The sequence below is a fragment of the Vibrio sp. 10N.261.54.A5 genome (genome assembly GCF_041471145.1).
Taxonomy (GTDB): Bacteria; Pseudomonadota; Gammaproteobacteria; order Enterobacterales; family Vibrionaceae; genus Vibrio; species Vibrio crassostreae_C.
Genome location: NZ_JBFRNU010000062.1, coordinates 26,211 through 50,953, shown reverse-complemented (window position 1 = coordinate 50,953; position 24,743 = coordinate 26,211). Strand labels below are relative to the sequence as shown.

General features: G+C 45.6%; 22 protein-coding genes and 1 pseudogene. 7 read left to right on the top strand and 16 right to left on the bottom strand.

The window, feature by feature from the left end; all coding sequences use genetic code 11:
• The 7 genes from AB4329_RS19085 to AB4329_RS19055 all read right to left on the bottom strand — a co-directional run.
• Nucleotides 1-1,419, bottom strand: a 1,419-nt coding sequence (locus AB4329_RS19085) for a VWA domain-containing protein (protein WP_372139033.1), incomplete at its 3' end; no start/stop codon positions are given.
• A complete protein-coding gene (locus AB4329_RS19080) occupies nt 1,412-2,419 on the bottom strand; it encodes a VWA domain-containing protein (protein ID WP_017060042.1) in 1,008 nt (335 codons plus the stop codon). The genes AB4329_RS19080 and AB4329_RS19085, both read right to left, overlap by 8 nt.
• A complete protein-coding gene (locus tag AB4329_RS19075) occupies nt 2,412-2,897 on the bottom strand; it encodes a DUF4381 domain-containing protein (protein ID WP_372139031.1) in 486 nt (161 codons plus the stop codon). The genes AB4329_RS19080 and AB4329_RS19075 overlap by 8 nt, the downstream gene beginning before the upstream one ends.
• Complete coding sequence (locus tag AB4329_RS19070; protein ID WP_372139029.1) at nt 2,894-3,820, bottom strand: DUF58 domain-containing protein; 927 nt, start codon at nt 3,818-3,820, stop codon at nt 2,894-2,896. The genes AB4329_RS19075 and AB4329_RS19070 overlap by 4 nt, the downstream gene beginning before the upstream one ends.
• 10 nt (nt 3,821-3,830) lie before the next feature.
• A complete protein-coding gene (locus AB4329_RS19065) occupies nt 3,831-4,787 on the bottom strand; it encodes an AAA family ATPase (RefSeq protein WP_372139027.1) in 957 nt (318 codons plus the stop codon).
• A 165-nt stretch (nt 4,788-4,952) separates the two neighbouring features.
• On the bottom strand, nt 4,953-5,606 hold the full coding sequence (locus tag AB4329_RS19060) for a hypothetical protein (RefSeq protein ID WP_372139025.1): 654 nt from the start codon (nt 5,604-5,606) through the stop codon (nt 4,953-4,955).
• Nucleotides 5,607-5,735: 129 nt separating this feature from the next.
• Complete coding sequence (locus tag AB4329_RS19055; RefSeq protein ID WP_102557284.1) at nt 5,736-7,109, bottom strand: hypothetical protein; 1,374 nt, start codon at nt 7,107-7,109, stop codon at nt 5,736-5,738.
• Nucleotides 7,110-7,281: 172 nt separating this feature from the next.
• Here AB4329_RS19055 and AB4329_RS19050 point away from each other — a divergent pair, with 172 nt between their 5' ends.
• The 3 genes from AB4329_RS19050 (at nt 7,282) to AB4329_RS19040 (ending at nt 10,534) form a co-directional block, all read left to right on the top strand.
• Nucleotides 7,282-7,965: a Crp/Fnr family transcriptional regulator gene (locus AB4329_RS19050; RefSeq protein WP_372139023.1), complete on the top strand. Its 684-nt coding sequence runs from the start codon at nt 7,282-7,284 to the stop codon at nt 7,963-7,965.
• A 243-nt stretch (nt 7,966-8,208) separates the two neighbouring features.
• Nucleotides 8,209-10,125: a methyl-accepting chemotaxis protein gene (locus AB4329_RS19045; RefSeq protein WP_017060046.1), complete on the top strand. Its 1,917-nt coding sequence runs from the start codon at nt 8,209-8,211 to the stop codon at nt 10,123-10,125.
• A 208-nt stretch (nt 10,126-10,333) separates the two neighbouring features.
• Nucleotides 10,334-10,534 (top strand): hypothetical protein, encoded by a 201-nt coding sequence (locus AB4329_RS19040; protein ID WP_010431457.1) that lies wholly within the window; start codon nt 10,334-10,336, stop codon nt 10,532-10,534.
• 258 nt (nt 10,535-10,792) lie between these two features.
• Here AB4329_RS19040 and malK read toward each other — a convergent pair whose 3' ends face one another.
• Nucleotides 10,793-11,905 (bottom strand): maltose/maltodextrin ABC transporter ATP-binding protein MalK, encoded by a 1,113-nt coding sequence (gene malK, locus AB4329_RS19035; RefSeq protein ID WP_017060047.1) that lies wholly within the window; start codon nt 11,903-11,905, stop codon nt 10,793-10,795.
• Between the two features lie 664 nt (nt 11,906-12,569).
• Between malK and malE the strand changes: the two genes are divergently transcribed.
• The 3 genes from malE to malG all read left to right on the top strand — a co-directional run bounded on the left by malE (nt 12,570) and on the right by malG (nt 16,309).
• Nucleotides 12,570-13,754: a maltose/maltodextrin ABC transporter substrate-binding protein MalE gene (gene malE, locus AB4329_RS19030; protein ID WP_017060048.1), complete on the top strand. Its 1,185-nt coding sequence runs from the start codon at nt 12,570-12,572 to the stop codon at nt 13,752-13,754.
• 81 nt (nt 13,755-13,835) lie between these two features.
• Nucleotides 13,836-15,407 (top strand): maltose ABC transporter permease MalF, encoded by a 1,572-nt coding sequence (gene malF / locus AB4329_RS19025; RefSeq protein ID WP_017060049.1) that lies wholly within the window; start codon nt 13,836-13,838, stop codon nt 15,405-15,407.
• An 11-nt stretch (nt 15,408-15,418) separates the two neighbouring features.
• The gene (malG, locus tag AB4329_RS19020) at nt 15,419-16,309 is read left to right on the top strand and encodes a maltose ABC transporter permease MalG (protein ID WP_017060050.1); all 891 of its coding nucleotides are present in this window, start codon (nt 15,419-15,421) and stop codon (nt 16,307-16,309) included.
• Nucleotides 16,310-16,870: 561 nt separating this feature from the next.
• Here the strand turns inward: malG and AB4329_RS19015 are convergent.
• From AB4329_RS19015 to AB4329_RS19000, 4 genes and pseudogenes are all read right to left on the bottom strand, one after another.
• Nucleotides 16,871-17,143: a hypothetical protein gene (locus AB4329_RS19015; RefSeq protein WP_019822928.1), complete on the bottom strand. Its 273-nt coding sequence runs from the start codon at nt 17,141-17,143 to the stop codon at nt 16,871-16,873.
• Nucleotides 17,144-17,380: 237 nt separating this feature from the next.
• The gene (locus AB4329_RS19010; RefSeq protein ID WP_019822926.1) at nt 17,381-17,884 is read right to left on the bottom strand and encodes an acyl-CoA thioesterase; all 504 of its coding nucleotides are present in this window, start codon (nt 17,882-17,884) and stop codon (nt 17,381-17,383) included.
• A gap of 406 nt (nt 17,885-18,290) precedes the next feature.
• Nucleotides 18,291-18,545 (bottom strand): annotated as a pseudogene (locus tag AB4329_RS19005) (peptide ABC transporter substrate-binding protein); the annotation flags it as partial.
• A gap of 48 nt (nt 18,546-18,593) precedes the next feature.
• Complete coding sequence (locus AB4329_RS19000) at nt 18,594-19,487, bottom strand: DMT family transporter (RefSeq protein ID WP_017065645.1); 894 nt, start codon at nt 19,485-19,487, stop codon at nt 18,594-18,596.
• 98 nt (nt 19,488-19,585) lie between these two features.
• Between AB4329_RS19000 and AB4329_RS18995 the strand changes: the two genes are divergently transcribed.
• Entirely contained in the window at nt 19,586-20,374 is a 789-nt protein-coding gene (locus tag AB4329_RS18995) for a helix-turn-helix domain-containing protein (protein WP_029235520.1), read from the top strand.
• A 100-nt stretch (nt 20,375-20,474) separates the two neighbouring features.
• On the opposite strand, the gene AB4329_RS18990 is transcribed toward AB4329_RS18995, so the two are convergent.
• The 4 genes from AB4329_RS18990 to AB4329_RS18975 all read right to left on the bottom strand — a co-directional run bounded on the left by AB4329_RS18990 (nt 20,475) and on the right by AB4329_RS18975 (nt 24,735).
• Nucleotides 20,475-20,657, bottom strand: a complete 183-nt coding sequence (locus tag AB4329_RS18990) for a hypothetical protein (RefSeq protein ID WP_017060054.1) — start codon at nt 20,655-20,657, stop codon at nt 20,475-20,477.
• Complete coding sequence (locus AB4329_RS18985; RefSeq protein WP_048609786.1) at nt 20,654-20,863, bottom strand: hypothetical protein; 210 nt, start codon at nt 20,861-20,863, stop codon at nt 20,654-20,656. The genes AB4329_RS18990 and AB4329_RS18985 overlap by 4 nt, the downstream gene beginning before the upstream one ends.
• A 204-nt stretch (nt 20,864-21,067) precedes the next feature.
• Entirely contained in the window at nt 21,068-22,201 is a 1,134-nt protein-coding gene (locus tag AB4329_RS18980) for a lipocalin-like domain-containing protein (protein ID WP_372139021.1), read from the bottom strand.
• Complete coding sequence (locus tag AB4329_RS18975; RefSeq protein ID WP_372139035.1) at nt 22,201-24,735, bottom strand: ABC transporter permease; 2,535 nt, start codon at nt 24,733-24,735, stop codon at nt 22,201-22,203. The genes AB4329_RS18980 and AB4329_RS18975 overlap by 1 nt, the downstream gene beginning before the upstream one ends.
• Nucleotides 24,736-24,743 lie beyond the last annotated feature (8 nt).

Genomic DNA, 24,743 nt, shown 5'->3' with positions numbered 1-24,743 from the left:
ACCTTGCTGACCTTGCTGATTTTGGTCATTCTGGTCTTTGGAGTCAGAATCGCCTTGCTGTTGCTGTTGCTGTTGCTGTTGCTGTTGCTTCTGAGCCTGTTCGACAATCTCTAGGTTCTTCTTCGCATAAGCATGTTCAGGGTTGCTTTCAAGAATACGTTGATACTCTTGGATCGCTTGGTCGTACTTACCTTGTTGGGCTTGAGCGTTAGCAAGGTTGTAGCGAGCATCTTCACTAGAAAGCTCTTGCAGCGTCTGCTCTGCGGCTTCGAAATCACCGGCTTTGTATTGAGCAATGCCTTTCCACTCTTGTTGGGTGAACTGTTCAGCAGCTTGTTGGAAGTCCTCGTCCTGATACAGCTGATAGCCTACTTGATCATTGGTTTTCCACGGGTTCGCAAACGCAGTATTTGGTTGGCTAAAAGAGATAACTCCAGCTAAGGCACACCAAATAACCCCTTTCCTGAATAATCCAAGTGCCGGAAGTAATAGCAAAGGCAGTAACCAGAAACCGTTGTTCACTCTGGTGTTGAGTGAGTTCTTGGTCTTGGTTACTTCCGATGTTGTTGCAACGCGGTCGAGGTAGCTCGCGATGTGTTCAACATCTGAGTTATCAAATTGAACTTCAGTGAACGTGCCACCATAGCTGCGTGTAAGCTCGCGCATGTTCTTCAAGTTGGTTCTTGCCACCACGGCTTGTCCTGAGTCGCTTTGCAGCATCGACCCCGTAGGTAACGAGATTGGCGCACCGTTTTCACTCCCTACAGCTAGAATCGACAATGTCCAATCGTTGCAAGAGAGTAGGGAGTCGATCTGCTTCTTCTCTTGGTCATCGATGTCATCAGCAATCAATACCAAATCACCTTGGTAGATCTTCGCGCGAGTCATCATATCAATCGCAAGCTTAACGGCTGATGCGGCATCACCACCTTGATAAGGCATGATATCTGGCGATAGGTTAGGCACTAGGTTTTTGATGGTGTTGATGTCTGACGTTAGCGGGCTAATGGTGTAAGCATCCCCAGCATACGCCACCATGCCTGTTAGCCCTTCCTTCCATAATGAAAGCAGATCAAGAGCCTTGTATCGCGCTTGAGTTAAGCGATTCGGCTTAATATCGGTGGCATACATTGACATCGACATGTCCATGATCACAACTCGTGCCTGCGTTTTTTCAAAGCTTGGTTGTTCGTTTTTCTCGAAGCTTGGCCCAGCTAACGCAATAACGCCGACCAGCCACCAAATACCGAAGTAAGTACTGCGATTTTTCGATGGCTTGCTTGATTCTGGCGCCAAGTAACGGGCGATGTGTGACGCGAGTAATCCTTGTTTGGACTGTGTCTTGCTCAGCCACCAAATAGCGGGCAGCACGGCAAGCGCCAAGAACCAATATGGGTAGATAAAAGTAAAGTTAGACATTGTTTCTCCTAATGGCTAACAGCATAAATGCGAAGAACATTGCCGCCGACAGTGGCCATACAAACCACTCTTGTTGCGGTCGCCAGATCTTAGTGGCGTTCGTCACGGGCTCTAACTGGTTAATGGTGTCGTAAATCGTCGCTAACTCTTTGCTGTCACGCGCTCGGAAGTACTGACCGCCGGTGCGTTTGGCAATTTCTATTAGTGTACGTTCATCCAAGTCTTGAGCAGTATTGACTTTGCGCGTCATGAAGAACTCTTTGACCATCATCTCGCCTGCACCGACACCCACGGTGTAAATCGTTGCGTCGTATTTCTTTGCAATATCCGCCGCTTCTAATGGGTCTAATACCCCGGCGGTATTACTGCCGTCGCTGAGTAGAATCATTACACGTTGGGGCGCATCGCTATCGACAAAGGTTTTGGTGGCAAGACCAATACCATCACCAATCGCTGTTTGAGTACCAATCAGCTTTAACACCGCTTGATTGAGCTGTTGTGAAAGCGTATCTCTATCTAGCGTAAGCGGGGTCTGCAAGTAGGCGTGATCAGCAAATAACACCAGTCCAACTCGGTCGCCTTTTCGTCGCTCAATAAAGTCACTCAATACGCGTTTCACCGCCGACAAGCGGTCGATGTATTCGCCATTGAACTGCATGTCTTCTTGGCTCATCGAATAGGAGAGGTCGACAACTAACATTAAATCACGATGCTTCGGCTGAAACTCCACCGGTTCGCCATACCATACAGGGCGTGCGCTCGCCGTAACCAGCAGAAGCCAGATAATCACGGACAACGCCTTTGGTAAGCGACTGCTCGGTGTTTTGGTATTGCTGTCTTCTGGCAGAAATGGAAGCCTTAGGACATGGCTTGATTCTGACTTTGGTGAGAACAAGTAAACGAGCAACGGCAGTGGCGCGATGAAGAACATCCACCACCAAACGAACTCGATGTTTAGCAAGTCCCCGCTTAGAAACATAGGGCTTAGAAAATCACTCATAAAGACCTCGCTTAGGAGGAAGGGCTTTACGAAGCCAAGTTTCGCAATCATTAACTAATTGTTGTTGAGCCTTTTTCTGTTCGTCGTTCATAAGGGCTACATCTTGATAGAGCGCTTGTTGCCACTGGGATTGTTTTGCTACAAATAACGGCTTCGCCAATTGCGCATCTAAGAACTTCAACCAATCATCACCAGACAAACCTGCAATTTTTTCACGAGGGAAATAGCTCAGTGCTGCTTGACGAACGATGTCTTGAGCTTTGCTCGGAGACAAGCCATCTTGGGACTGACTATTACTAAAGTAAGACAGTGCTTCTTGCTTCGCCTGTTGATTGTTTTTTCTACGTTTTACAATGAAAAACACCAAAGCAATCAGGGCAATGGCTGTGATAACCACTGCCCACCAACCCCACGCCAAAGGCCACCAAGTCGGTGCATCTGGCGCAATAACCGGACTTAAATCTAAGGGCTGTTTCATGACTGAGCTCCTGATATCTGGCTCATGAGTGACTGCGCACTCGACAGCGAGCTATAAGGTATCGCGAGAGACAGCCCCATCTGTTGCAGCTGCTGTTTCTTAAGCGAAAAAGCATGGTTAAGCTTTTGCTTTTCTTTATTAGAAGAGAAATTAAACCATTGAGTTTTGCTACCATCGGTGACCTGTTTAGAACCTTTATAGGCGGTTTCACCCTGCTCTAGCGGATCGTAGAAATGCACCAGACGTACTCTGTTGTGCCTCCGAATTTGACTGATAAGTGAGTAGTCACTTTCTTGGTAGCGCACAAAATCACTGAGCATAATAATATCGCTTCCTTTAGGGCAAAGCTGGTGCAGAGATTTCAGCCCATGCTCTAAGGTTGTGTCATTATGATTGTCGTGATGAGTCAGCGCTGCATTATTGATTTCTATGACTTTTTGCAAAATACGCAGTGGAGCATGGTTGCTTGCACTTGGCTTAATCTCAATGACCTCTTTGCCAGTATCGATCACCGCGCCAATTCGATCTTTTTGAGCCACAGTAAGCCAGCACAGTTGGCTAGCAAAGTGTGCAAGTTGAACCGATTTCAGCAACAAGGTTGAGCCGAAAATCATACTGCTTGATAGATCCAAGAATAAAATGACAGGCTGTTCTCGTTCTTCAGAGAAAAGTTTGGTATGCGCTTTGCCCGTTCTGGCTGTTACACGCCAATCAATGCTGCGAATGTCATCTCCCGCTTGATATTGACGAACTTCAGAGAAATTCATCCCGCGACCTTTACGGTTGCTCTCGTGTTGGCCGTTAAGCTGTGACCAAAGGCTCTTGGCGGGAGGCAACCAGCGAACAGACTGCGCTTTGTATTGCAGCAGCTCATCCAGATTTAACGTGACGCCGTTACTATGGTTGGGTAGTTGATTATTCATGCGCGTATCCCTATGCGCTGCCAACCAATGAAATAAGGTGTGCGATCACTTGGTTTGCGGTGACACCTTCAGCTTGTGCGTGGTAGCTGCGCAGTAGACGGTGGCGTAACACAGGGAATGCCATCGCTTGAACGTCTTGTGGCGTGACGTAATCTCGTCCTGCAAGCCAAGCGTGAGCGCGGGCACAACGGTCTAACGCAATGGTTGCACGCGGGCTGACACCCATGTCTAACCATTGATCAAGTTGGTCACTGTATTGCTTAGGTTGGCGAGTCGCCATAACCAGTCTGATGATGTACTGCTCAATGGTGTCTGCCATGTGAATGTTGAGCACTTCTTGGCGCGCTTCAAAGATCGTTTGCTGAGATATCTGTTGTGGCTGAGCTGATTCGTTACCTTGAGCCTCACCACGGTTGAGTCGTAAGATCTCAAGCTCGCTTTCCATATCTGGGTATTCAACCTCTAGGTGAAGCAAGAATCGGTCTAACTGAGCTTCCGGTAGCGGGTAAGTCCCTTCTTGTTCAATTGGGTTCTGTGTTGCCATTACCAAGAACAACTCAGGCAGCGCATAGGTTTTTCGACCGGCAGTTACTTGTTTCTCTGCCATTGCTTCCAGCATTGCCGCTTGAACTTTCGCCGGAGCTCGGTTGATCTCATCCGCTAGAATCAGCGAGTTGAAAATCGGGCCTGATTGGAAAGTGAACTCCCCAGTCTCAGGACGGAAGATGTCGGTACCCGTCAAATCAGCAGGTAACAGATCGGGAGTGAATTGAATGCGGTGGAAGTGACCCTCAACACAGTCAGCTAGCGACTTTACGGCGCGGGTTTTTGCCAACCCTGGATGTCCTTCCACAAGGATATGACCATCTGCCAGTAAGGCGATCATCAGTTGCTTAACGAGCTCTTGCTGACCAATGATTTGAGACTCTAAGTAGTTTTGAAGGATTTCGAAGTTGTTTTTATGCATTTTTGGACTCTCTGGGGGCCATTTGATTCTTATTTTGAGTATTGGTCACTTATTAATAGGAAAAAGTTCCAGTACATTTGCGGAATTTATTTTTTCAAAATTGGAAAGATTTACAAGTGTTTAGCGAAAGTAACGTTAAGCTCAACGGTTTTACCATCGTCAGACTTAAAAGGCGTGTTTTAGTGTTAACCAAAAGTTGTCGTCTTCATCGGTATTTATCGCCATGCTCGTTTCTTTAGTAATGTTGTGACCCACTTGAGTGACGAGTTCAAATAAGCGAATCTTTCGTCCATTTACGCTGTAGGTATATTGGGGCACCAAGTTGACGAACCAGTCGTCGGCGATTTGCCAGCGAATAAAGGTATACAAGGTCACAATCGATGTATCTGGAAACAGCATCTTTCGAGCTTGCTTATCGTCTGTCCACGTTTCGCCATATAGAAGGGCAGGGTTAATCCTAAGTTTATCTGAGATAGGGATTATCTGGATGGCGCCAACAGAAGCTCGGTTAACGGGAATCGCATTGGCATTGTTGCGCTGCATATCGACAAACAACCCCGTTCCACTTTGTTTATAGATCGAAAAGTGGCGTAGATGTACGGTTTCAAAATCGTCTTTAAATTGAATGAAGCTGTTGTGACCCAATGCGCTGCCGGGGCTGTTGAATCCAAATTGCGCGATGGCACCATATCCATTGGTCCCTGTTCGTATTCCCAGAAACGAGCTCAGCGCGGTAGGATCGTCTAGGTCTTCTATTTGTTCTTGCTCTGGTTTTAGTTCTTCTGTTTGCGCTGCTTGTGCCGGTATAAGAAAAGACATGAGCGACAACAATGATAGTAGTTTAAGTAGCATGGCAACCTCAGAAAATTGATGGTATTCGGTCATAGATGGCAGGAGGGGAACCTGCCATTTCATAGTTTTATTAATTGGTTATTCAGCTGGAGAGGACTATCCCGAGCAAGGGATCATCAGCTCGAAGTTGTTGGTCGTGGTGTAGAAAGTTCTTGGGTAGTATTCCCCCATCACCGGGGCGATATCTTTATCTTGCTGGATGTTTTGGATGGCGTGGCTAAACTCCGGCGCTGCGAGCATGTGACGGATTTGAACAATCGATGCATCTTCATCAATAATGCCATCACCATCGTCTGCCATTGGTAACCAACCTACACCACATTGGGCAAAAGCGTTACGTGGCCTGTCGGCGGCGCGACTCACGGCGACAGTGTAATACCCGTCTTTGTCCACCGGAATAGCTTCATCGTAAAGGCAGTCGTTGACTTTGGTTACAGCGAAGCCTTTATTCGAGCAGACCGACCAATAACGAAGGTCACCTTTGGTCATCTTTTTAACGCCATGGAAAGTTTTTGGCGTCACAGGTGCTTTCGCTCTGAGGACAAATACAGGGCCATGTTTGCGATTGACGACGGTTCTAATGTAATTGTTATCAAGATTGGGGTAGAAGCCACCTGTGCTACGGCGAGCTTCAGGATTGATTTTCCCAGTGTAGATACCTAACAAGCTCTCTCGGTCGAGTTGAATGTGCCAAGTCGATGGGTTGGTCGCGGGGAAGCCTGCTGGCTTGTTGGGTTGCGATACCAGTTCTCGATATTTCTCTACAGGGATCCCCAATGCATTTAACTGAGCTTTTAACGGTTGTGTACTTTGCAGAGAATCGCACGCTTCTTGCCCGCGAAGTTCCTTCCCTGAAGCTAGAGTGACGACTGGCTGAGGTAATGCTGTATTCCCAGTGCCATCACTGTTTTCGTCTTTTGCGTAGATACGGTAGATGATCACCTGCTGATTAGCTGAAGATTTTGGCGTATGCAGTTCATCCATTTCAGAACCATCACGTATTTGGCCTGCGGTGTAATCTGTTTTTGGTTGAGAGTCGAGAATATTGACTTGATAGTTTCTAAGAACGCTGTCGCGCTGGCTGCCTTCTCTGAAAGGGTTCACGCTGCTTTGGCTAGGTTTTATCATATAGTCAGGTAAAGATTGCACCGGTCTTCCACGGTCATCATAGCTAATGAACGACATGTAGCGAGAATGTGGGAATTGCCCTTCTAACCTGAGCTTGGCACCATCAGGTACAGTAAAAGCTGATCCCCAATACTTAACTGCTGCATCGGGGTAGGCAACGTTGATATACGGGTCAGCAGAGACGGGACCATAACGGAAGAAACACGTTCTTTCTCCTGGGATCCCTTCAAATTTATCATTAGCTGCTGAGACAGAACTCCAGCTAGCGCAGGTAATTAAAACTGTTGCTACAGAGCCTTTAAAGAGCCAACGACTCAATGTATTTACGCATGGCATTTGCATTTTTTAATCCTCGTTTCACGACCTTGTGGTGTTTCCTAATAGTTATGTTTGATTAATTGTTAATTTACCTGTAACAATTGATTAACAAGTTATCAGGAGCGAGTTGAGAACAATGTGTAAAATCTTACATTCTAGTGTCGTTCACTCGATGAGTCGGGAAGATCAGCACTCTATGCTGGTTCGAGTATTAACAGAGGATCCAACCTTATCGCTGCTTGATCAGGACGCGATCGAAGAGATTATCCAAGCCGCTAGAATAGAAGCCTATAGAATTCCGACATTACTGAATTCGGCCTATACCTCGGTTGATACCATGCGTCTTGTGGTTAAGGGGCATATCGAACTGATGAGTTACAGTGAAAGTGGTGATGAGGCGTGCATTGCCATGCTAGGTCCGAGCAGTTGGCTGACGTGGATAGGGTGCTTTGATGATCAACCGACCAACCATAATTTCTATTCTTCTCCTGATGCGATTGTCGTGGCTATTCCGGTGACAAAAATGAGAGATATCGCAGATCGTTATCCTGAACTCTATAAAATAGCGATTCGTGAAATCAGCTTTCGTTTTCGACTTTTGATGGAGTGGACGACGGAGTCCGTGCTGCTAAAAAATGAATTTCGTGTCGCTAAGTTACTTCTATTGGTCAGTCGCTTGAATGGTATGCCTAACGAGTTAAATCCCATTTTGTATACCCAAGATAAGCTGGCACATCTATCGCGATGTACGCGTCAAACGCTAAGTCGCTCTCTCCAGCAACTGGCGAAAGAAGGCATGATTGAAATAGGTTATCGCCGCATTGATATCATCAATGAAAGAAAGTTGAATACATTCATTTCTGAAGGGTTAGCTAGGTGAAACTGGCAAAACAGATAGCAGCAATGAATAATTAAAGGCGCCATATTTATACTGATAATTGATGCATTAGGGGGAATCGATTCAGTTGTTACATCATATTTGCAGTTTTTTGAGAAGAAAGTCTCTAGTTTTATTGGTTGTGGCCGATACATCACTCAGATTGTGCATTGCTTGTTGGAGTGCACTAAAAAAGTCCTGTTCAGGGTATACCAATAACGAGCGATTCTTTTTAAAGGTCCAAATATGTTTAAAACTAACTCTCTGAGTATCAAGCAAAAAGTTGTACTTGGAATTACCTTTGCGGTTCTTGCATCGACAGTGATTGTCGGCGCAATGGCACAACAACAAGCAAGAGATGTATTAAGTCATCGATTGATCGATATTGAACTTCCAGGAATGCTAGAGCGAATCAATGGTGAAATTGACCGAGAAGTCTCTCAGCTATTACTAGCGGCGGAGCAAATTGCTTCAAATGAATTTATTTCTGATGCTATCGAATCGACCGATCGCGATCCCGCACTAGAAAATAAACTGGTGAAACAGCTGAACAATGTTCGTAACCAGTATCAGTTGAACGATGCCTCAGTGGCGAACCGTCAAACTGCTTACTACTGGAACCAAAATGGCTTCCTACGTCAGTTAAACCAACAGCAAGATGGTTGGTTCTTTGGCTTTACGCAATCTGGACAGCCGACCATGGTGAGCATGTTCCAAGAAGCCAATGGCGAAGTGAAGATGTTTGCTAACTACCAACAGCCTTCTGGTTTGGCTATGTCTGGTCTATCAAAGTCGATGGATGACATGGTTAACCTGCTGAACGGTTTCAAGATTGAAAATACCGGTTTTGTCTTCTTAACCGATAGCCAAGGTGATGTTCAAATTCATCGCGAGCGTTCTCGCAGTGACTCTTCACTTCAACAACTTTACGGTCCTCAAGCAAGCCAACTACTGAACAAGTCGGGCTTCAACCTGATTACTACAGAAAGCCAAGGCCAAGAGCTGTTCGTGGCGAGCTTGTATGTGTCTTCAATGGACTGGTTCGTTATTGGTGTGGTACCAACCGGTGAAGTGTTTGCTGAGCTTGATGCGACTGCGCAGAAGATGCTGATCATGACTGCGGTTGTGGCGTTAGTCTTTATCCTAATGGGCGTAGTTCTGGCGAACAGCATTACTCAACCGATCAAGCTTTTGGCTAAGCGTTTCGGCGACTTAGGTGAAGGCGACGGTGACCTTGCACAGCGTATCGAAGTGAAAGGCAACGATGAAATTGCACAGCTTTCAAAAGGCTTCAACGGATTCATTGAAAAGATTCACGAGTCGATGAAAGAGGTGTGTTCGACAAGCCAAGCGCTTCAAGTGGCGGCAGAGAGTGTTTCTAGCAAAGCCCACATCACCCACGACAACAGCCAAGAACAGCGCGACCAAACGCTTCAAGTGGTGGCTGCAATTAACCAAATGGGTATGACCATCAGCGAGATTGCATCGAACGCGGCAACCGCAGCAGAAACGGCAACTCAAGCTTCAGGCAATACGGAAGTAGGCCGCTCTGTGGTGAACAAAGCAAAAGACGCGATCAGTCGTTTGGCGCAAGATATTGAAAGCACGGGTCAGGTAGTAGAGCAACTGGCTTCTACAACTCAAGACATCGGTTCTATTCTGGGTGTTATTCGTGATATTTCAGAGCAAACTAACTTACTCGCATTAAACGCTGCAATTGAAGCCGCCCGTGCTGGTGAGCAAGGTCGTGGTTTTGCGGTTGTAGCGGATGAAGTACGTAACCTAGCAAGCCGTACCGCAGATTCAACGGAAGAGATTCAAAAGATGATCAACCAACTGCAAAGCGATGCTAAAGATGCGGTAACGGCAATGAGTGCGGGTAAGGTGATTACCCTTGAAGGTGTATCGGCTTCGGATGAAGCGGTAGACGTGCTGAGTGGCATTTCAGACCGTATCGTTGATATCACAGACCGTAACACTCAAGTGGCAACGGCAACGGAAGAGCAATCAACCGTAGTTCACACCATCAACCAGAACATTGAAGAGATTAACGCAATCAACGAAGTGACAACGGGCACGGCTGAGCAACTTGCTGAAGCGAGCCAAGAGCTTCGTGATCTATCGTCTCGTCTAGATAAGATGGTTGGTTCATTTAAGCTTTAATTCTTTCAAGCTGTAACATGACTTAGAAAGGGATATAGACGAAGAGCTGGGGTCATTTCATCGTGAATCCGGCTCTTTTTATTAGTGCGCTAATTTGCCTCTAACTGCCTTTAGCTTGATCTGGTTTCGGGCTTTGCTTTTAATCACCCTAGCATCATAGGGCGTAAATGAGTAAAATCTCGTTAGGTTTAATATTTAGGTAAGTATCATGAGCGATTTTGAAAAAGAACTAGAGCAGATGACTCAAGAGATGGGCGATGAGCCTGAGGTGAAACTGCCATCACTTGAAGAGCAAAAAGCAATTGTTGCTGAGTTCAAGCGACTAGAAGCGGAAGGCAAACTGACTCCTGAAGTGTTAGAGAAGCATTTTGGCCAGTTCAACAAACAGAATGATACGCCAATTCACTAAGTTGATTTAGACAGGTTTCATGTCTGAAAGAAGTGATATTAGCGGTTGGGTTCATAGCCTAACTAACAGATAAAGGTCTAGCGCTTGCTAGACCTTTTTTATTGCCGCTAGCGAAAGACCGAGTGGCTGACTCATGAACTATTCAATGTAAGTGAAACTCGTATCCAACACATAAAAATATCCAGCACATAAAAAAATCCCCCTTACTGAGTAAGAGGGATTCGATATGGGCAAGTTATATCCTAAAAGGCTAAGCGATTAGTCTGTGCCGTATTCTTTGTACAAACGACGACATGCGCGGCCATCGCTGTGGAACAGGTGACAACGGTGCGCTGGAATACCAATCGCCAACTTGTCACCTGATTCGATTTTCAACGTGTCTGGCTGGCGATAGATAACATCAGCATCGGCACTTTCAAGGTTTAGGTAAACCTGAGTTTCGTTACCTAGTTTCTCTACCATCATCACGTCAGCTTCAATCGTCGCGTCACCTGATTCAGCAGACATCAAGTGTTCAGGGCGAATACCCAGAGACATACGATCGCCAGCATTGACAGTCGTACCATCAACAGGGATCCAGAAAGTCATGCCATTAGAAAGTTGTACCAATACGCGTTCTGCTTCAGCTTGTTCAATGTGTACCGACATGAAGTTCATCTTCGGTGAGCCAATAAAGCCAGCAACGAAACGGTTTTGAGGGTAGTGGTAAAGGTCAAGCGGCTTACCGACTTGAGATACATAACCACCATCCAGAACAACGATCTTATCCGCCATTGTCATCGCTTCCACTTGGTCGTGGGTAACGTAGATCATGGTACAACCCAGTTGACGCTGTAGCTTGGTGATTTGCGAACGCATTTGAACACGTAGCGCGGCATCTAGGTTTGATAAAGGCTCATCAAGTAGGAATACGTTTGGTTGAGAAACCAGAGTACGACCAATCGCAACACGTTGACGTTGACCACCAGAAAGCGCTTTAGGTTGGCGCTCAAGAAGGTGACCAAGCTGAAGGATTTCTGCAGCATGTTCAACGCGTTTGTCGATCTCAGCTTTATTTGCGTTTGCTAGCTTAAGACCGAAAGACATGTTGTCGTATAGGTTAAGGTGAGGGTAAAGCGCATAAGACTGGAATACCATACCTACGCCACGCTTTGACGGTTCAACGTCATTCATGCGTTGGTCGCCAATGTACAAATCACCAGACGTAATGTCTTCTAGACCTGCGATACAACGTAATAGCGTCGATTTACCACAACCTGATGGTCCAACGAATACTACGAATTCACCTTCGTTGATGTCTAAGGTTACGTCCTTAGAAATCTGTACATCACCATATGATTTATAAACGTTTTTTAACGTGACACTCGCCATCTAGCTTGTCCTCGATCGATCAAATTTTAAGTTTTACTGCTTATCATTATAAGAAATTTTTGGGTCAGCAGTAACTGTAGGAATTGGTAAGTATTGAGTGAGTAAGAAAAAAGTGGGTGAGACTTGGCTTCTTTAACCAAGCCCACCCGTCATAGCCAAACTGATGCCCATTTCCCCCACATCCAGCTAAACCTCCCCCGTGATTCAATCACAGATTTAGCTCGATGCTAATATAAGACACCAGCGGGCAGTGAAGCCAACTAAATGAATAATGCGTCAACGCATAACACTTGCCGGTAAAGGGTTCTTACTATCCACTCTTGGATGAATGCAGTTTCGGTGAATTGGCGTAAGGGTACATCCTCCTAATGGAAAATTAACTAGGGGGAGTAGGAGGGGAGGAGTAGATAAATGGGGTTATTAATAATTGGCGATCCAGTTCAAATAAATCCACCGCGTAACGGTGATGTTGATCACGATGAGTATACGTTTTGTGATTGCAGTCTCTAATCTGACCGGATGGCGATCACGAATTTAAGCCATAATAGCTAGGGCGTAGTGGCTAGGATGATGAGCTAGGGTCTGTTTTCTCAGATCATAACCTCCGAAAACTGGCTCGTCTTGGTAGATGTGCCCTACGTATAAATATAAAAAGGATATTCACATGAAAAACGCTCTAAGCGCTGTAGCTCTAGGTACAATAGTTGCTCTGGGTTCTTTTGGTGCAAATGCTGCTATCGAAGAAGGACAACTAACAATCTGGGTAGGTGGTGACAAAGCTTATGAAGGCATGGCTGAAGTAGGTAAACGCTTCGAAGAAGATACTGGTGTTAAAGTAACCGTCGCTTTCCCTGACAAGCTAGAAGAGAAATTCCCTCAAGTAGCAGCAGCTGGCGATGGCCCAGACATGATCTTCTACGCACATGACCGTTTTGGCGGCTATGCAGAAGCGGGACTTCTTGTTGATATCAAACCTTCTAAAGAAACTAAAGAAGGTATCGTAGACTTCGCATGGGACGCTGTTTCATACGAAGGTAAAACAATCGCATACCCTGTTGCTGTTGAGTCAGTTTCGCTAATTTATAACAAAGCGCTTGTTCCTAACCCACCTAAGTCTTGGGAAGAAATCCCAGCACTTGATGCTGAACTTAAAAAAGACGGCAAGAAAGCGATCATGTGGCCTCTACGTGGCGGCGCTTACTTCACATGGCCTCTACTTGCAGCTGACGGCGGTTACGCATTCAAACAGACTGCAGAAGGTTACGACATTAAAGATGCGGGCGTAGCGACTGATGGTGTTCAGAAGTCTCTAGGTTTCATCGAGAAGATGGTACAAGACAAAGTTATCTCTGCAGACATGGATTACTCAGTAGCTGAGTCTGAATTCGTTGCAGGTAACGTTGCAATGACAATCAACGGCCCTTGGGGTTGGGAAAACATCAAGAAAGCTGGCGTAGATTACGGCGTAACAACTTTACCTAAGTTCAACGGTAAAGCGTCTAAACCTTTCGTTGGTGTATGGGCAGGTGGTATCAGCACTGCGTCTCCAAACCGCGACCTAGCTGTTGAGTTCATGGAAAACTACCTACTAACAGATGAAGGTATGAAGAGCCTGAACGACGACAAGCCACTAGGCGCTGTTGCTCTTAACTCTTTCCAACGTCAACTAGACAGCGATACTCGTATTGCAGCAACAATGGACAACGCGATGAACGGTGAAATCATGCCTAACATCCCTCAGTTCACAACATTCTGGTACAGCATGGAAGAAGCGATCGGCAACGTAGTTGACGGCCGTCAATCAGTAGACCAAGCACTAAAAGCTGCTGAAGGTCGTATGGTTAAGTAACACCCAGGCACTACCTTTTAAGGAGAGGGTAACCTCTCCTTACTTTTCTATTTTTTATCTATATCGCTAGCAGGTTCCTCTATGCAGTCAGTTCAAGGTACAGATGCTATCCCAGCACCATCAAGCCTTCCAGGCAGTAAAAGCGTCTTCATTAAATGGGGGTTGCTTGGTAGCGTTGGCTTAATAAACGGCTACGCTACAATTCTAATGTATTCTCGCGGTGAGCTCGCTTTTGCGCTGCTTACAGTGATCTTAACGGCTTTGGCACTTTACATTTTTGGTAGTAAAAAAACTTACGCCCACCGTTATATTTACCCAGGTATTGCCGGAATGATCTTGTTCATTCTTTTCCCATTGGCATACACCGTAGGGCTTGCGTTTACTAACTACAGCGCGAAAAACCAACTTTCTCTAGAGCGTACTCAAACCGTTCTTTTAGACCGTTCTTTCCAAAGCGGTGAGAGCTACCCATTTACTTTGTACAAGACAGATGACGGTCACCAGATCGTTGTAAAAGATGGCGATCAACTGTTAGCGACTGACGTATTTTCTCTAGACAATATGACAGAAACAGAGATGGACCTATCTGTTATTGAGTCTGCGCAAGGTGAAAAAGAGAAGATCAAAGCGATCATTCAAAACCGAGCAGCAATCAGTGGTGTTGATTTCAATCTACCTGACGGTGGTGACATCCGCATGAGTGGCTTACGTAAGTTTGCTTCTGTTGCTCCGCTTTACACGCTACAAGACGATGAAGAAACGTTAATCAACAATGAAACGGGTGAAGTTCTCAAGCCAAATATGGATGTGGGTTTCTACCAGCCTGTTGATGCAAATGGTGAGTTTACGGGTAATACCATCTCTCCAGGTTTCGTGGTTAGCATTGGTACGCATAACTTTGAGCGTGTATGGAAAGATGACGGCATTAAAGAACCGTTTATCAGCATCTTTATTTGGACGGTTATCTTCTCGGTATGTACCGTAGCGTTCACGCTAGTTATCGGCCTTGTATTGGCTAACATCGTGCAATGGGAAGAGTTGAAAGGTCGTTCTATTTATCGTGTTCTACTGATTCTGCCTTACGCCGTACCCGCGTTTATCTCGATTCTTATCTTTAAGGGTCTATTCAACCAAAGCTTTGGTGAGATCAACATGGTGCTCGAGAATATCTTCGGCTTAAGCCCGAACTGGTTCTCAGACCCTATCTTAGCGAAAACCATGGTGTTGATGGTTAACACATGGCTAGGTTTCCCTTACATGATGATTCTATGTATGGGTCTGCTTAAAGCGATTCCTGATGATTTATACGAAGCGTCAGCAATCGATGGTGCGAACTTCCTTGATAACTTCAAGCGCATTACGTTCCCATTGATGATTAAACCGCTTACACCGCTATTGATTGCAGCGTTTGCCTTTAACTTCAACAACTTCGTAATGATTCAACTATTGACGAACGGTGGCCCGAACATGATTGGTACTTCTGAGCCAGCGGGTTACACAGACTTGCTTGTAAGCTACACGTACCGAATTGCATTCGAAGGCGGCGGCGGTCAAGACTTCGGTCTAGCAAGTGCTATCGCAACGCTTATCTTCCTATTGGTTGGTGCACTAGCGTTACTAAACCTTCGTTTCACTAAACTGTCTCAAGATTAAGGAGCACGACAATGGCTATGGTACAAGGTAAAGGCCTTAAATACCGAGTGTGGGCAACGCATGCAGTGTTGTGGTGCTTCTTGGCAATGATTATCTTCCCACTACTGATGATCATCGCGATCTCGTTCCGTGAAGGTAACTTCGCAACCGGTAGTTTGATTCCAGATAACCCATCATTGGAACACTGGAAGTTAGCATTGGGTATGTCAGTAACGAACGCAGATGGCTCGGTAACGTCACCTCCGTTCCCTGTGCTAACTTGGTTATGGAACTCAGTGAAGGTTGCAGGTATCACATCGATTCTGATTGTGACACTGTCTACGACATCGGCTTACGCGTTCGCTCGTATGCGCTTTAAAGGTAAGAACACAATCCTGAAAGCGATGATGATTTTCCAAATGTTCCCAGCAGTATTGGCTCTAGTAGCAATCTACGCGCTGTTTGACAAACTTGGTCAATACATTCCGTTCTTAGGCTTGAACACACACGGTGGTCTAATCTTCTCTTACCTTGGTGGTATTGCACTGCACGTATGGACGATTAAGGGTTACTTTGAAACGATTGATAACTCTCTGGAAGAGGCAGCAGCCCTTGATGGTGCAACGCCTTGGCAAGCATTCAGACTGGTTCTACTACCGCTGTCTGTACCAATCCTAGCGGTTGTGTTTATCCTATCTTTCATCGCGACAGTGGGTGAGGTGCCAGTAGCGTCTATCCTACTTACAGATGTGAACTCTTACACGCTAGCAGTAGGTATGCAGCAGTACCTATACCCTCAGAACTACCTATGGGGTGACTTTGCGGCAGCGGCTGTACTATCAGCACTTCCGATTACTATCGTGTTCTTACTTGCTCAACGTTGGTTAGTTGGCGGTTTGACGGCAGGTGGTGTAAAAGGATAAGCTGTACTCTATAAGAAAGAAAAAGAGCGACCGTTAGGTCGCTCTATATTGGCATTTTTATTACATCATTTGGTTTGGCCGCCGATCAGTAATAAAAATAACCCTCAGGTTACGCATAGCTGGCTACTAATCAGGTTCCTTACGCTATTAATGATTAGTGGTTTTTGTAACTCTAACCCAGGTATTTACTTGGGTTTTTTTATGCCTGCTACTTTTTGTTTTTTGTGTCAGCGTTACTCGTTAACTATCGCGCTCATATCTACTTTAAAACCCAAAGTTTCGAGTTACTTCTCTCCTAAATACCGACCACTTCATTTTGGTTACTTGTAGAAATGAACTTGTCTCACAAATCAGACACTCAGTATAAGTGGCTGTTGTACTATTGATATGTTGTGAATATTCCAATGCGTGATACTTCAATGATTTGTATGCAACAAAACCTGAAATTGCACTGAAAATGTATGGGTAAGCGAGAGGTAGTTACAGAATATTCAAGTGACATTCATGAGGGTTATGGAGGTAGGTTTATTTATGCTTCTGGTTTTTGGTGGGACTTAGAAGTTAGAACTCTTTACTAGAAGGAGCACAACCTAAGTGTTGCAACAACACATAGATACTTTCTTGATCGAGTGCCACGCGACGAAATAGATCGGCAAATGTCGGATCTCCACCGAAACACGTTTGGATATAGTGGTTGATTTCATTGCTGTCGTAGCCTTCGACGTACAAAGTTCTAACCCATTGGTACTCAACAGCCTTTAAATTGTTCAGTGTAGACTCGCTAAGAGTGGGGCGTATGACGCTCAAGAGTGGCTCCAAGAAATTCAAATGCATCTATTATGATTGGCGGTATTTAATCAGAGCAAAATGACGACTTTATTACAGTCAAAATAAATCAGTGAACAAGTGCCGATTCATTTCAACCTTTGGCTGGGTATCACGCTCTTATCGTCTGTATTGGGTGTGCAGCGGATTTGGCTGTGTAGAGCACGAAGGTATCAAATAGATCAATGCCAAGCAGGCGCTTGGCATTGTAATAAGGTTTTGTAGGGGGAGGGCAGCTGGTGGACCTTACTTAAGGTACTTCACGTGAGCTTCCATCTCTTCACCAATCTGTTTTCGCATGTTCATTAGGCGAATAGCCGAATCTCGTAATTCGATGTCTTCTGGCGTCTCTGGTATCCACTCTGGCACTTTAGTCGGATTACCATTCTCATCGACAGCGACCATAATAACGATACAGTGAGTTGTTAGGCGGTTATTGAGCTCTTTAGGGTCGCTTGCTTGCACGTCGATAGCGATATGCATTGAAGATGAACCTGTGTAAATGACCTTTGCACTTACTTCCACAAGGTTGCCTACATGAATTGGGGCAACGAATCGAATTCCGCCTGCATAGGCTGTTATACAGTATTTACCGCTCCAACCTGCGGAACAAGCGTAGGCTGCTAAATCGATCCACTTCATTGCTGCACCACCATGAACTTTACCACCAAAGTTCACATCCCCGGGTTCAGCTAAAAAACGCAGAGTAACGTCTCGTTTACCATCTTGTCGGCTATTGCTACTGCTCATCTATCTTCCTTCATTATTATTTTGCTGCGTAACATGCTTGTTACTTGCTAGTAACAATATACTTAAGATGACATAAGTTAAAGCGGATAATCTCATGGTTAAGACTATTTTTTTCAAACAGATGATCAGTTGATGAATATTGGTGCTTAAAGGCGTATCAGGCGAATGGCAAACATGGATGAAGTGATATCAAGCAAGAGAATAGAAATACTGATTAAGTCACTAGATAGGTCGATTGCAAAAAAAACACCTAGCGTAATGCTAGGTGTTTCTAAGCCGTGTGGTACTCATGTCGGTACTTTTTTGTGTTAGCCAACCAACCGCTGTTGATTTGGTTTAGTTAAAGTGGCTGTATCTCAGATACCACTAAAGTGGTAGTGATTATTGTTTTCTTATCAGCTCACTTTTACTGTTTTAAAAAGTATAGATCCTTCGCGTAGATATTTCCTTTCGGATTATTGTTTGGGAAGCCTTTTAGTGTATTTCGCACTAATCGTGTGTGATTGTAATGATATAAAGGTATAACTGCTGAAGAATAGTTGAGTAACGACTCATCGTGCTGATATAAAGTAAAGCGTTTAGACTAATCTTCCGTTTTACTCGCTTGCTGTAAGGGCTCATCATAGTATGGATTACAGTAGCCACTCTCATTTGCTGTGTGAAACGTGAGTTTGAATTTTTACCCTAATGTGAGCGTTGGGTAATGCGTTTAGCTTTGTTGAGGGAGAGGAGCCTCAAGCCTTGGTTTTCTTCTGATTTGAGCAAGGATGACACCTGAAATCACCATCACACCACCAATGATGTGGAACTGGTTAATCTCTTCGCCAAGCCATGTCGCGGCTAATACGATCGCTACAACCGGAAGCAAGTTCATGAACATCGCGCTTGAGTCAGCACCAATGGTGTCAATCGCTTTCACCCACATCCAAGGCGCTAAAATTGAAGCGGCAACCGCGGCGTAAGCTATCAATGGGAGCGCTTGTTGTGGTGGTAAAAGCTGTTCGCTGGTAAGCCAAAGTGGCGTAAGCATCGCGACAGCAAACAGACCCTGAATGTAAATCACCACCCAGCTACTGATTGGCATTTTCCAGCGTTTCAGTAGTACACAGTACGAAGCATAAACAAAGGCTGCAATTAGCATATAGCCATCGCCTTGAGTCAATTCTTGATGCATGAAGAATAACGGATCGCCTTTGCCTAACATCAGGGCTAAGCCTGATAGTGACAACACACCGCCAACAATACTCAAACTAGAAATCGACTTGTGCAGCAAAGGGACGCTTAAAAATACACTGACCAATGGAACCAAAGAAGTGATCAATGCCATGTTAGAGGCGGTTGTGGTTAAGCCTGCGTAGTAACCTAGAGATTGGTTCAACACCATGCCCAAAAAGCCGAGGAACGCTAATTTAGATAAGTTTGGCTTAATGACAGCCCACTGCTTCATCACTGGGCGAATACAGAAAGGCGTGAGAATTAACATCGCAAAAAACCAGCGGTAAAAACTCATTGCGCTAGGTTCTATGGTGCTTGCAGCAAGCTTGTTGACGATTGCATTGGCGCCCCAGATACAGACTGTAAAAAATGGTAATAGGTAATGCATGTGAATTCCGTGGCGAATGAGTTGATGCGGCTAGTTTGACAGGTCGTTATACTTACAAGTATCTTTATAAAGACATTAAGCGCGATAGGAAGACAAGTTTGAAAAAACACTCCAGAAACCTTCATCCATCCTTATTAATTGATAAGGCACCATCCAACGTATTTATGAATTTTGAAGCGTTTCTTTCGAACACTGAAACCCGAGTTCATAGCCACTCATGGGGACAGGTTCAATTGATCAGTGGTGGTATATTAGAGATGGAAGCGGAAAGCACTCGATTTCTAGCGCCACCACATCTAGCGATTTGGGTACCGGCCGGGGTGATGCATTGCAGTTATAACCGTAAGCCTTTGGACTACTGTTCACTAAATATCGCCCCAGAACTCACGCAACACCTGCCAGATAAAACCAGCCTTATAAAGATCACGCCGATTGTGTCTTCTATTATCGATGATTTTCGCGATCGTGGGATCAATGTTGCGGAAACCGAGCAAGACCAAAGGCTCGTTCAGGTACTGCTTGACCAACTTGCGCAGCGCGAGGTTGAACACCACTTCTTGCCTTCAACCGATAATAAGTATCTAGCGCCTATATTGGCTTCTGTTGAAGAGAACCCAACCGATGAAGTGACGCTGAAAGATTGGGCTGAACGTGTCCACACCACGGAAAGAACCCTTTCTCGCCACTGCCAGACCGAGCTTGGAATGAGCTTTACCGAGTGGCGACTGCGAGTGCGCTACCTATACTCAATGGACTTGTTGAGAAACGGCCAATCGGTTAAAGAGGTCGCTCTTACATTGGGTTATAACCAAGCAAGCCCATTTATCACCATGTTCAAACGTTACGCGAACCAAACGCCAGAGCAGTATAAGAACCGTTTGTTGTAGCTCGGTCTTGTTGCCAAAAGAACGGATGTTTGTGCTAGTTAGTGCGTAGATAGACCACAAGTGAATAGATAGACCATAAGTGAATACGTGCAGTATGAGCTTATGGAATCGCCCCTAACAGCCCATATATTTCGCTCTGTTGTTCGGTGACATCCTCATAGTGTTGGTTCAATAGAGCACTGTTGCTGCCCACTTTGAACAGTATGTACGTTTCTCCGTCGACCTCGAACCAATTGAAGGTTCCATGCTGGTTATACGTGGTCATTGTTTTGTTTATCTTCATGAGATATACATTAGCAGCGCAAGACATGCAGACGTACATAAGCCAAAGAAAGAAAAGAAAAACCACGAGCCTAATACTGTTTTTTCTTTTCCTACCTCTTCATTACTTTGCTGCCAACCAAGTTCACGAACCTGATCCTTGGTAAGGTTTAAGTCTAGTTTCTCGATGTATCTGTTGAGTTCGTCATTGTGCACTGAGCTAAGCATGTTCTATCTCCTCTAACCATTTGATTGGTATTTTAGGGGAGCCCAGTGTTTGGTTAAATTAGATATTTTTCAACAGGCGTTAAGGTAAATAGAACATATGGAATAACAAAAAACCTCCGTGGTGGAGGTTTTGGTTGAAAGTGTTTTAGTTGATGGTTATCGCGATGTATTTGTTGTTAGATTCCACCTGTATTAATACACAATCTAATACCCAGTCAACTCCATATAGCCAGACCCAGAATGAGAACCTTTGATTTCAATTGGCCCTTCCCAATAAGGAACCGACAGCGGCATTTTGGCATTTGGATTGAGTGCCGAGACGGTCAGTTCTATTTGCTGGCTTGGAATCGAAACTTGCCACTCTGTTGGGTAGTCACGCCCGTCGATTTTAGTTTGCTTGATGGCGGTTAAGCTGATGTCTTGCTGCTTAATCGCGATGCCGGAGCCATCTTGATTCATCAACTTCGCATGGGAATAACTGGCTTTGCCTGTTGTTGAGTTTCGAAGCTGAAATACCACCAAACTGGTTTCATCACTCAGCCTTAGCGCAAACCAATCCCAACCTTGTTGTGAGTCGAGTAAAAACTGAGAGCTCCACTCTCTGTCTATCCAACCTTTACCAGACACCTGATGCGTGATGCCATCAATGGTTACTTCGCCCGATACATCGATGAATGGTTGGCTGTAGTAATAGGAAGCCACTTTGCCATCGCTACTTTTAGTGCTGTAGCCTTGTTCGCCTTGCTTTTGATAAGGCGCGTTGTTGGTTAACTTAAGCGAGTATCCAAATTGACCCGAGTTAGCGACCAATGTAGCTGGGAACAGGTCATCGGTCGTCGACGTCCATTGCCAGTCATCAAGATAGACACGAAATGGTGAAGCGCTTACTCCTGCCAGTTCTGCTTGGTTACGTGACCACTTTTCATCGGCGTAGTGTTTGTCTTTAGTGGTGACAGCGCTGTGTGCCATGTAGATTTGCTGACTTTGCCACGTAGTTTCCTTAGTGCTATTGCCACTTTCCTGTGGTGCAGCCGCGAAGCGGAATTGTGTCCACTGCACGCCTAACGCATTGCCGTCTTCATCAATTAAGTTTGCGGTTAAGTACCACCATTCATGACGAAAATTAGGGTGTGCTTGATGGTCGGCAGGGAAGGTGATCTCGATACCTTTTACTACCGGAGAAAATTGCGCTTGATCGATTGCCGTTTCATTCTCGGTTTGTGTTTCTGCGCCAAGTATCGAACCCATATTTTGAGCTGATGGTTGAGTTGACTCCTCACACCCTAAAAGGAGCAAGATGCCAAGTGTGAGAACGAAAACTCTCATTGATCGATTCATCACAACACCTCACTTTGCAAACTGGATACCACGGGTTTACTGACCAAACGCCACAGTGGGATCAAGGTCGCAATCACAGCCACTAAAATGGTGATGGCTGCGATGCTGAGTGCATCACTCCAATTCCACACATAATTTAAACTCCAACCAAAGGCGCGCAGGGTAACGATGTCCGTCAACACATAACCGACCATAGCGCCGAGTGGTAAGGCGATAACCAGAGTGAAGGCGACCAGAACAACGATTTGCCCGACCACCATCACCATCAATTTTTTCTGACTAACACCGAGCGCGTACAACCTTGCAATGGCGGCTTTGCGTGCATCGAGCAACATGAAACAGGCGCAGAACAACCCAATCACCGCCACCATTAAAGTGACGCCATTAAGCGCCCGAGTGATAGCAAAGGTTTGTGAGAAGATATCTAAAGCGATCGATTTGATCTGTGCTTGATTGTAAAGCTGACCTGGGTGCAGATTGAGTTGTTGGCGTAACTGTTCGTACACCACTTGTGGGTCGCCAGAGACTTTGATTCCCAAGCTGGTGGGTAAGTCAGTAAATCCGCTTTCGATCCACAAATTAGGTGCAAGTAACACTTCGCCATTCGGTGAGCCGTAATCGTGGAAAATCGCCCCGACGATGAGCGCTTTGTCTTGGATCGCGTCGAGCTTGAGTCGGCTTCCAAGCGGCAAGCCGAGCTTCACTGCCGTAGGTTCGCTGATCGCCACGAATTCACCTTGGTAAAAGCGCGTCCAGAAATCATCAAGATGGGATTGAAATACCATGGTTTGCTCAAGTGTGTCTTTGTCTTTGGTGCCGAGCAAAGTAGGTAAGCCCTGCAAGTTATCATCGACATAATATTGCTTATAAACGGTTTCAACATTTTCAAACTGCTCTAACGCACGTTCCACATTCGCGATTTCACCTTGGGCAGGGCTAACGTAAATATCGGCATGTAAGCGCTGTTCAAGCCATTGCTTTAACGTGGATTCAAAGCTGCCGACTAAGGTATTCATTCCGATATTGGCGGTGACAGCGAGAAGCAACGCCATCATGGCAAGGGAGAGAGGGGAAATAAGTTCACGTAGCTCAGCAAACAGATATTGTATTAACCCCGATTGGGTGCGTTTTTCGCTCCAGTTCGCTAGCACGCTTAGCGTTTTGGGCAGGTACAAAGGAATCGATACCACTAACACACCGAGCCATGCCATGGTGAAGCGATGATGTTCGCTCATCCATAAACCTGCTAACGCGAGAATAGTTAATACTGACCCGATAACAAACAGCTGATTTTCGTTAGACGTTTCCGGCGCTTGATAGAAACCGCCATGGGAAGAGAGGGGTTGTCGCACCCGCTGTTTAAAGTGTTGCCAACAAGCGACAAGCGTTGCGGCCAGCGTGAGTAGCAGTGCCTGCATTAACCATTGCCACTGCCATGTACCGGGAAGCAGTGTTGCACCATAAAGTTGCTCAAGTGTTATCGCGACGGTTGGATGCAGCCAATGGCTGAGTTGGATGCCGAGAATGAAACCAAGCGACGCGCCTAGTGTGACTAAAAGAGTCAGCTCGACTAACAGAGCTGAAAACACGATGCTTGGCGCAATGCCGGCTTGTTGAATTTGCACCAATAGCCGATTACGCTTCAGCAAACTGTACTTCACACCATTGTAAGCGATGAATAGGCCAACCAAAAACGCCAACAGACTCATGGCGGTGAGATTGAGGTGAAAGCTATCGGTAATTGAACCCAGATCCGTACTTTGGTTGTTGGAAATCCATCGTCCTTGCTCGCCAATAAGGCTTTGCCATTTATCCTGAGGATTGCTGTTAGTGTCGCTCTTAGTGTCAAAAATAGCGATGTAGCTCAGTTGCCCTTGCTTGTTAAGCAGTTGCTGAGCGAACCCAATATCCATCAACATTCGGCTACCTAGCTGCCATTCATCTGGTAGCACTACCACTTGAGTGAGCACTTCATCCAAAGTGAGTGTGTCTACTCCTCCCAAGTTCTGGTGTTGCGACTGGCTCATCATCACAATGGGTTCACCCGCTAAGAGTTGCGGCAAAGGTAAGGCATTGTCGAACAGGGAAATGTTTGGTTCTTTGGTTTGAGTGTTGCTTTGTTCGTCGACGCGAGCGTGACGAGATCTTGAAGTGAGGGCGGCGATCAACTCACTGCCTTGAACTGACCAACGTCGACCTTGCTCGTCTCTTACTCGCCCTTCTATAACAGGTAGCGCTGCGCTTAATCCACTTTGTCTTAAGCTGAAGTAGAGCGATTCCGGCAAATAGTTTTGCCCTGCTAGTGGAATGATAAGGTTCTGCGCTTGAGCGCTAAGTTGCTCGGTCGATTCTGCATAACTGCGCTTGGCATTGAGGTTGATGGCTTGCACTGCGACAAACAAGGTGACCGCTAACACAATGCCGATCAGAATCGCTGCGGCTTGCAATGGTGATTGACGATAGTGCGCCGCGAATAGATTCAGAGTCAGTTTGGTATGGGTGAGCTGGTTCTGAGCGAAGCCAGTTTGCTTCATTGGATTAC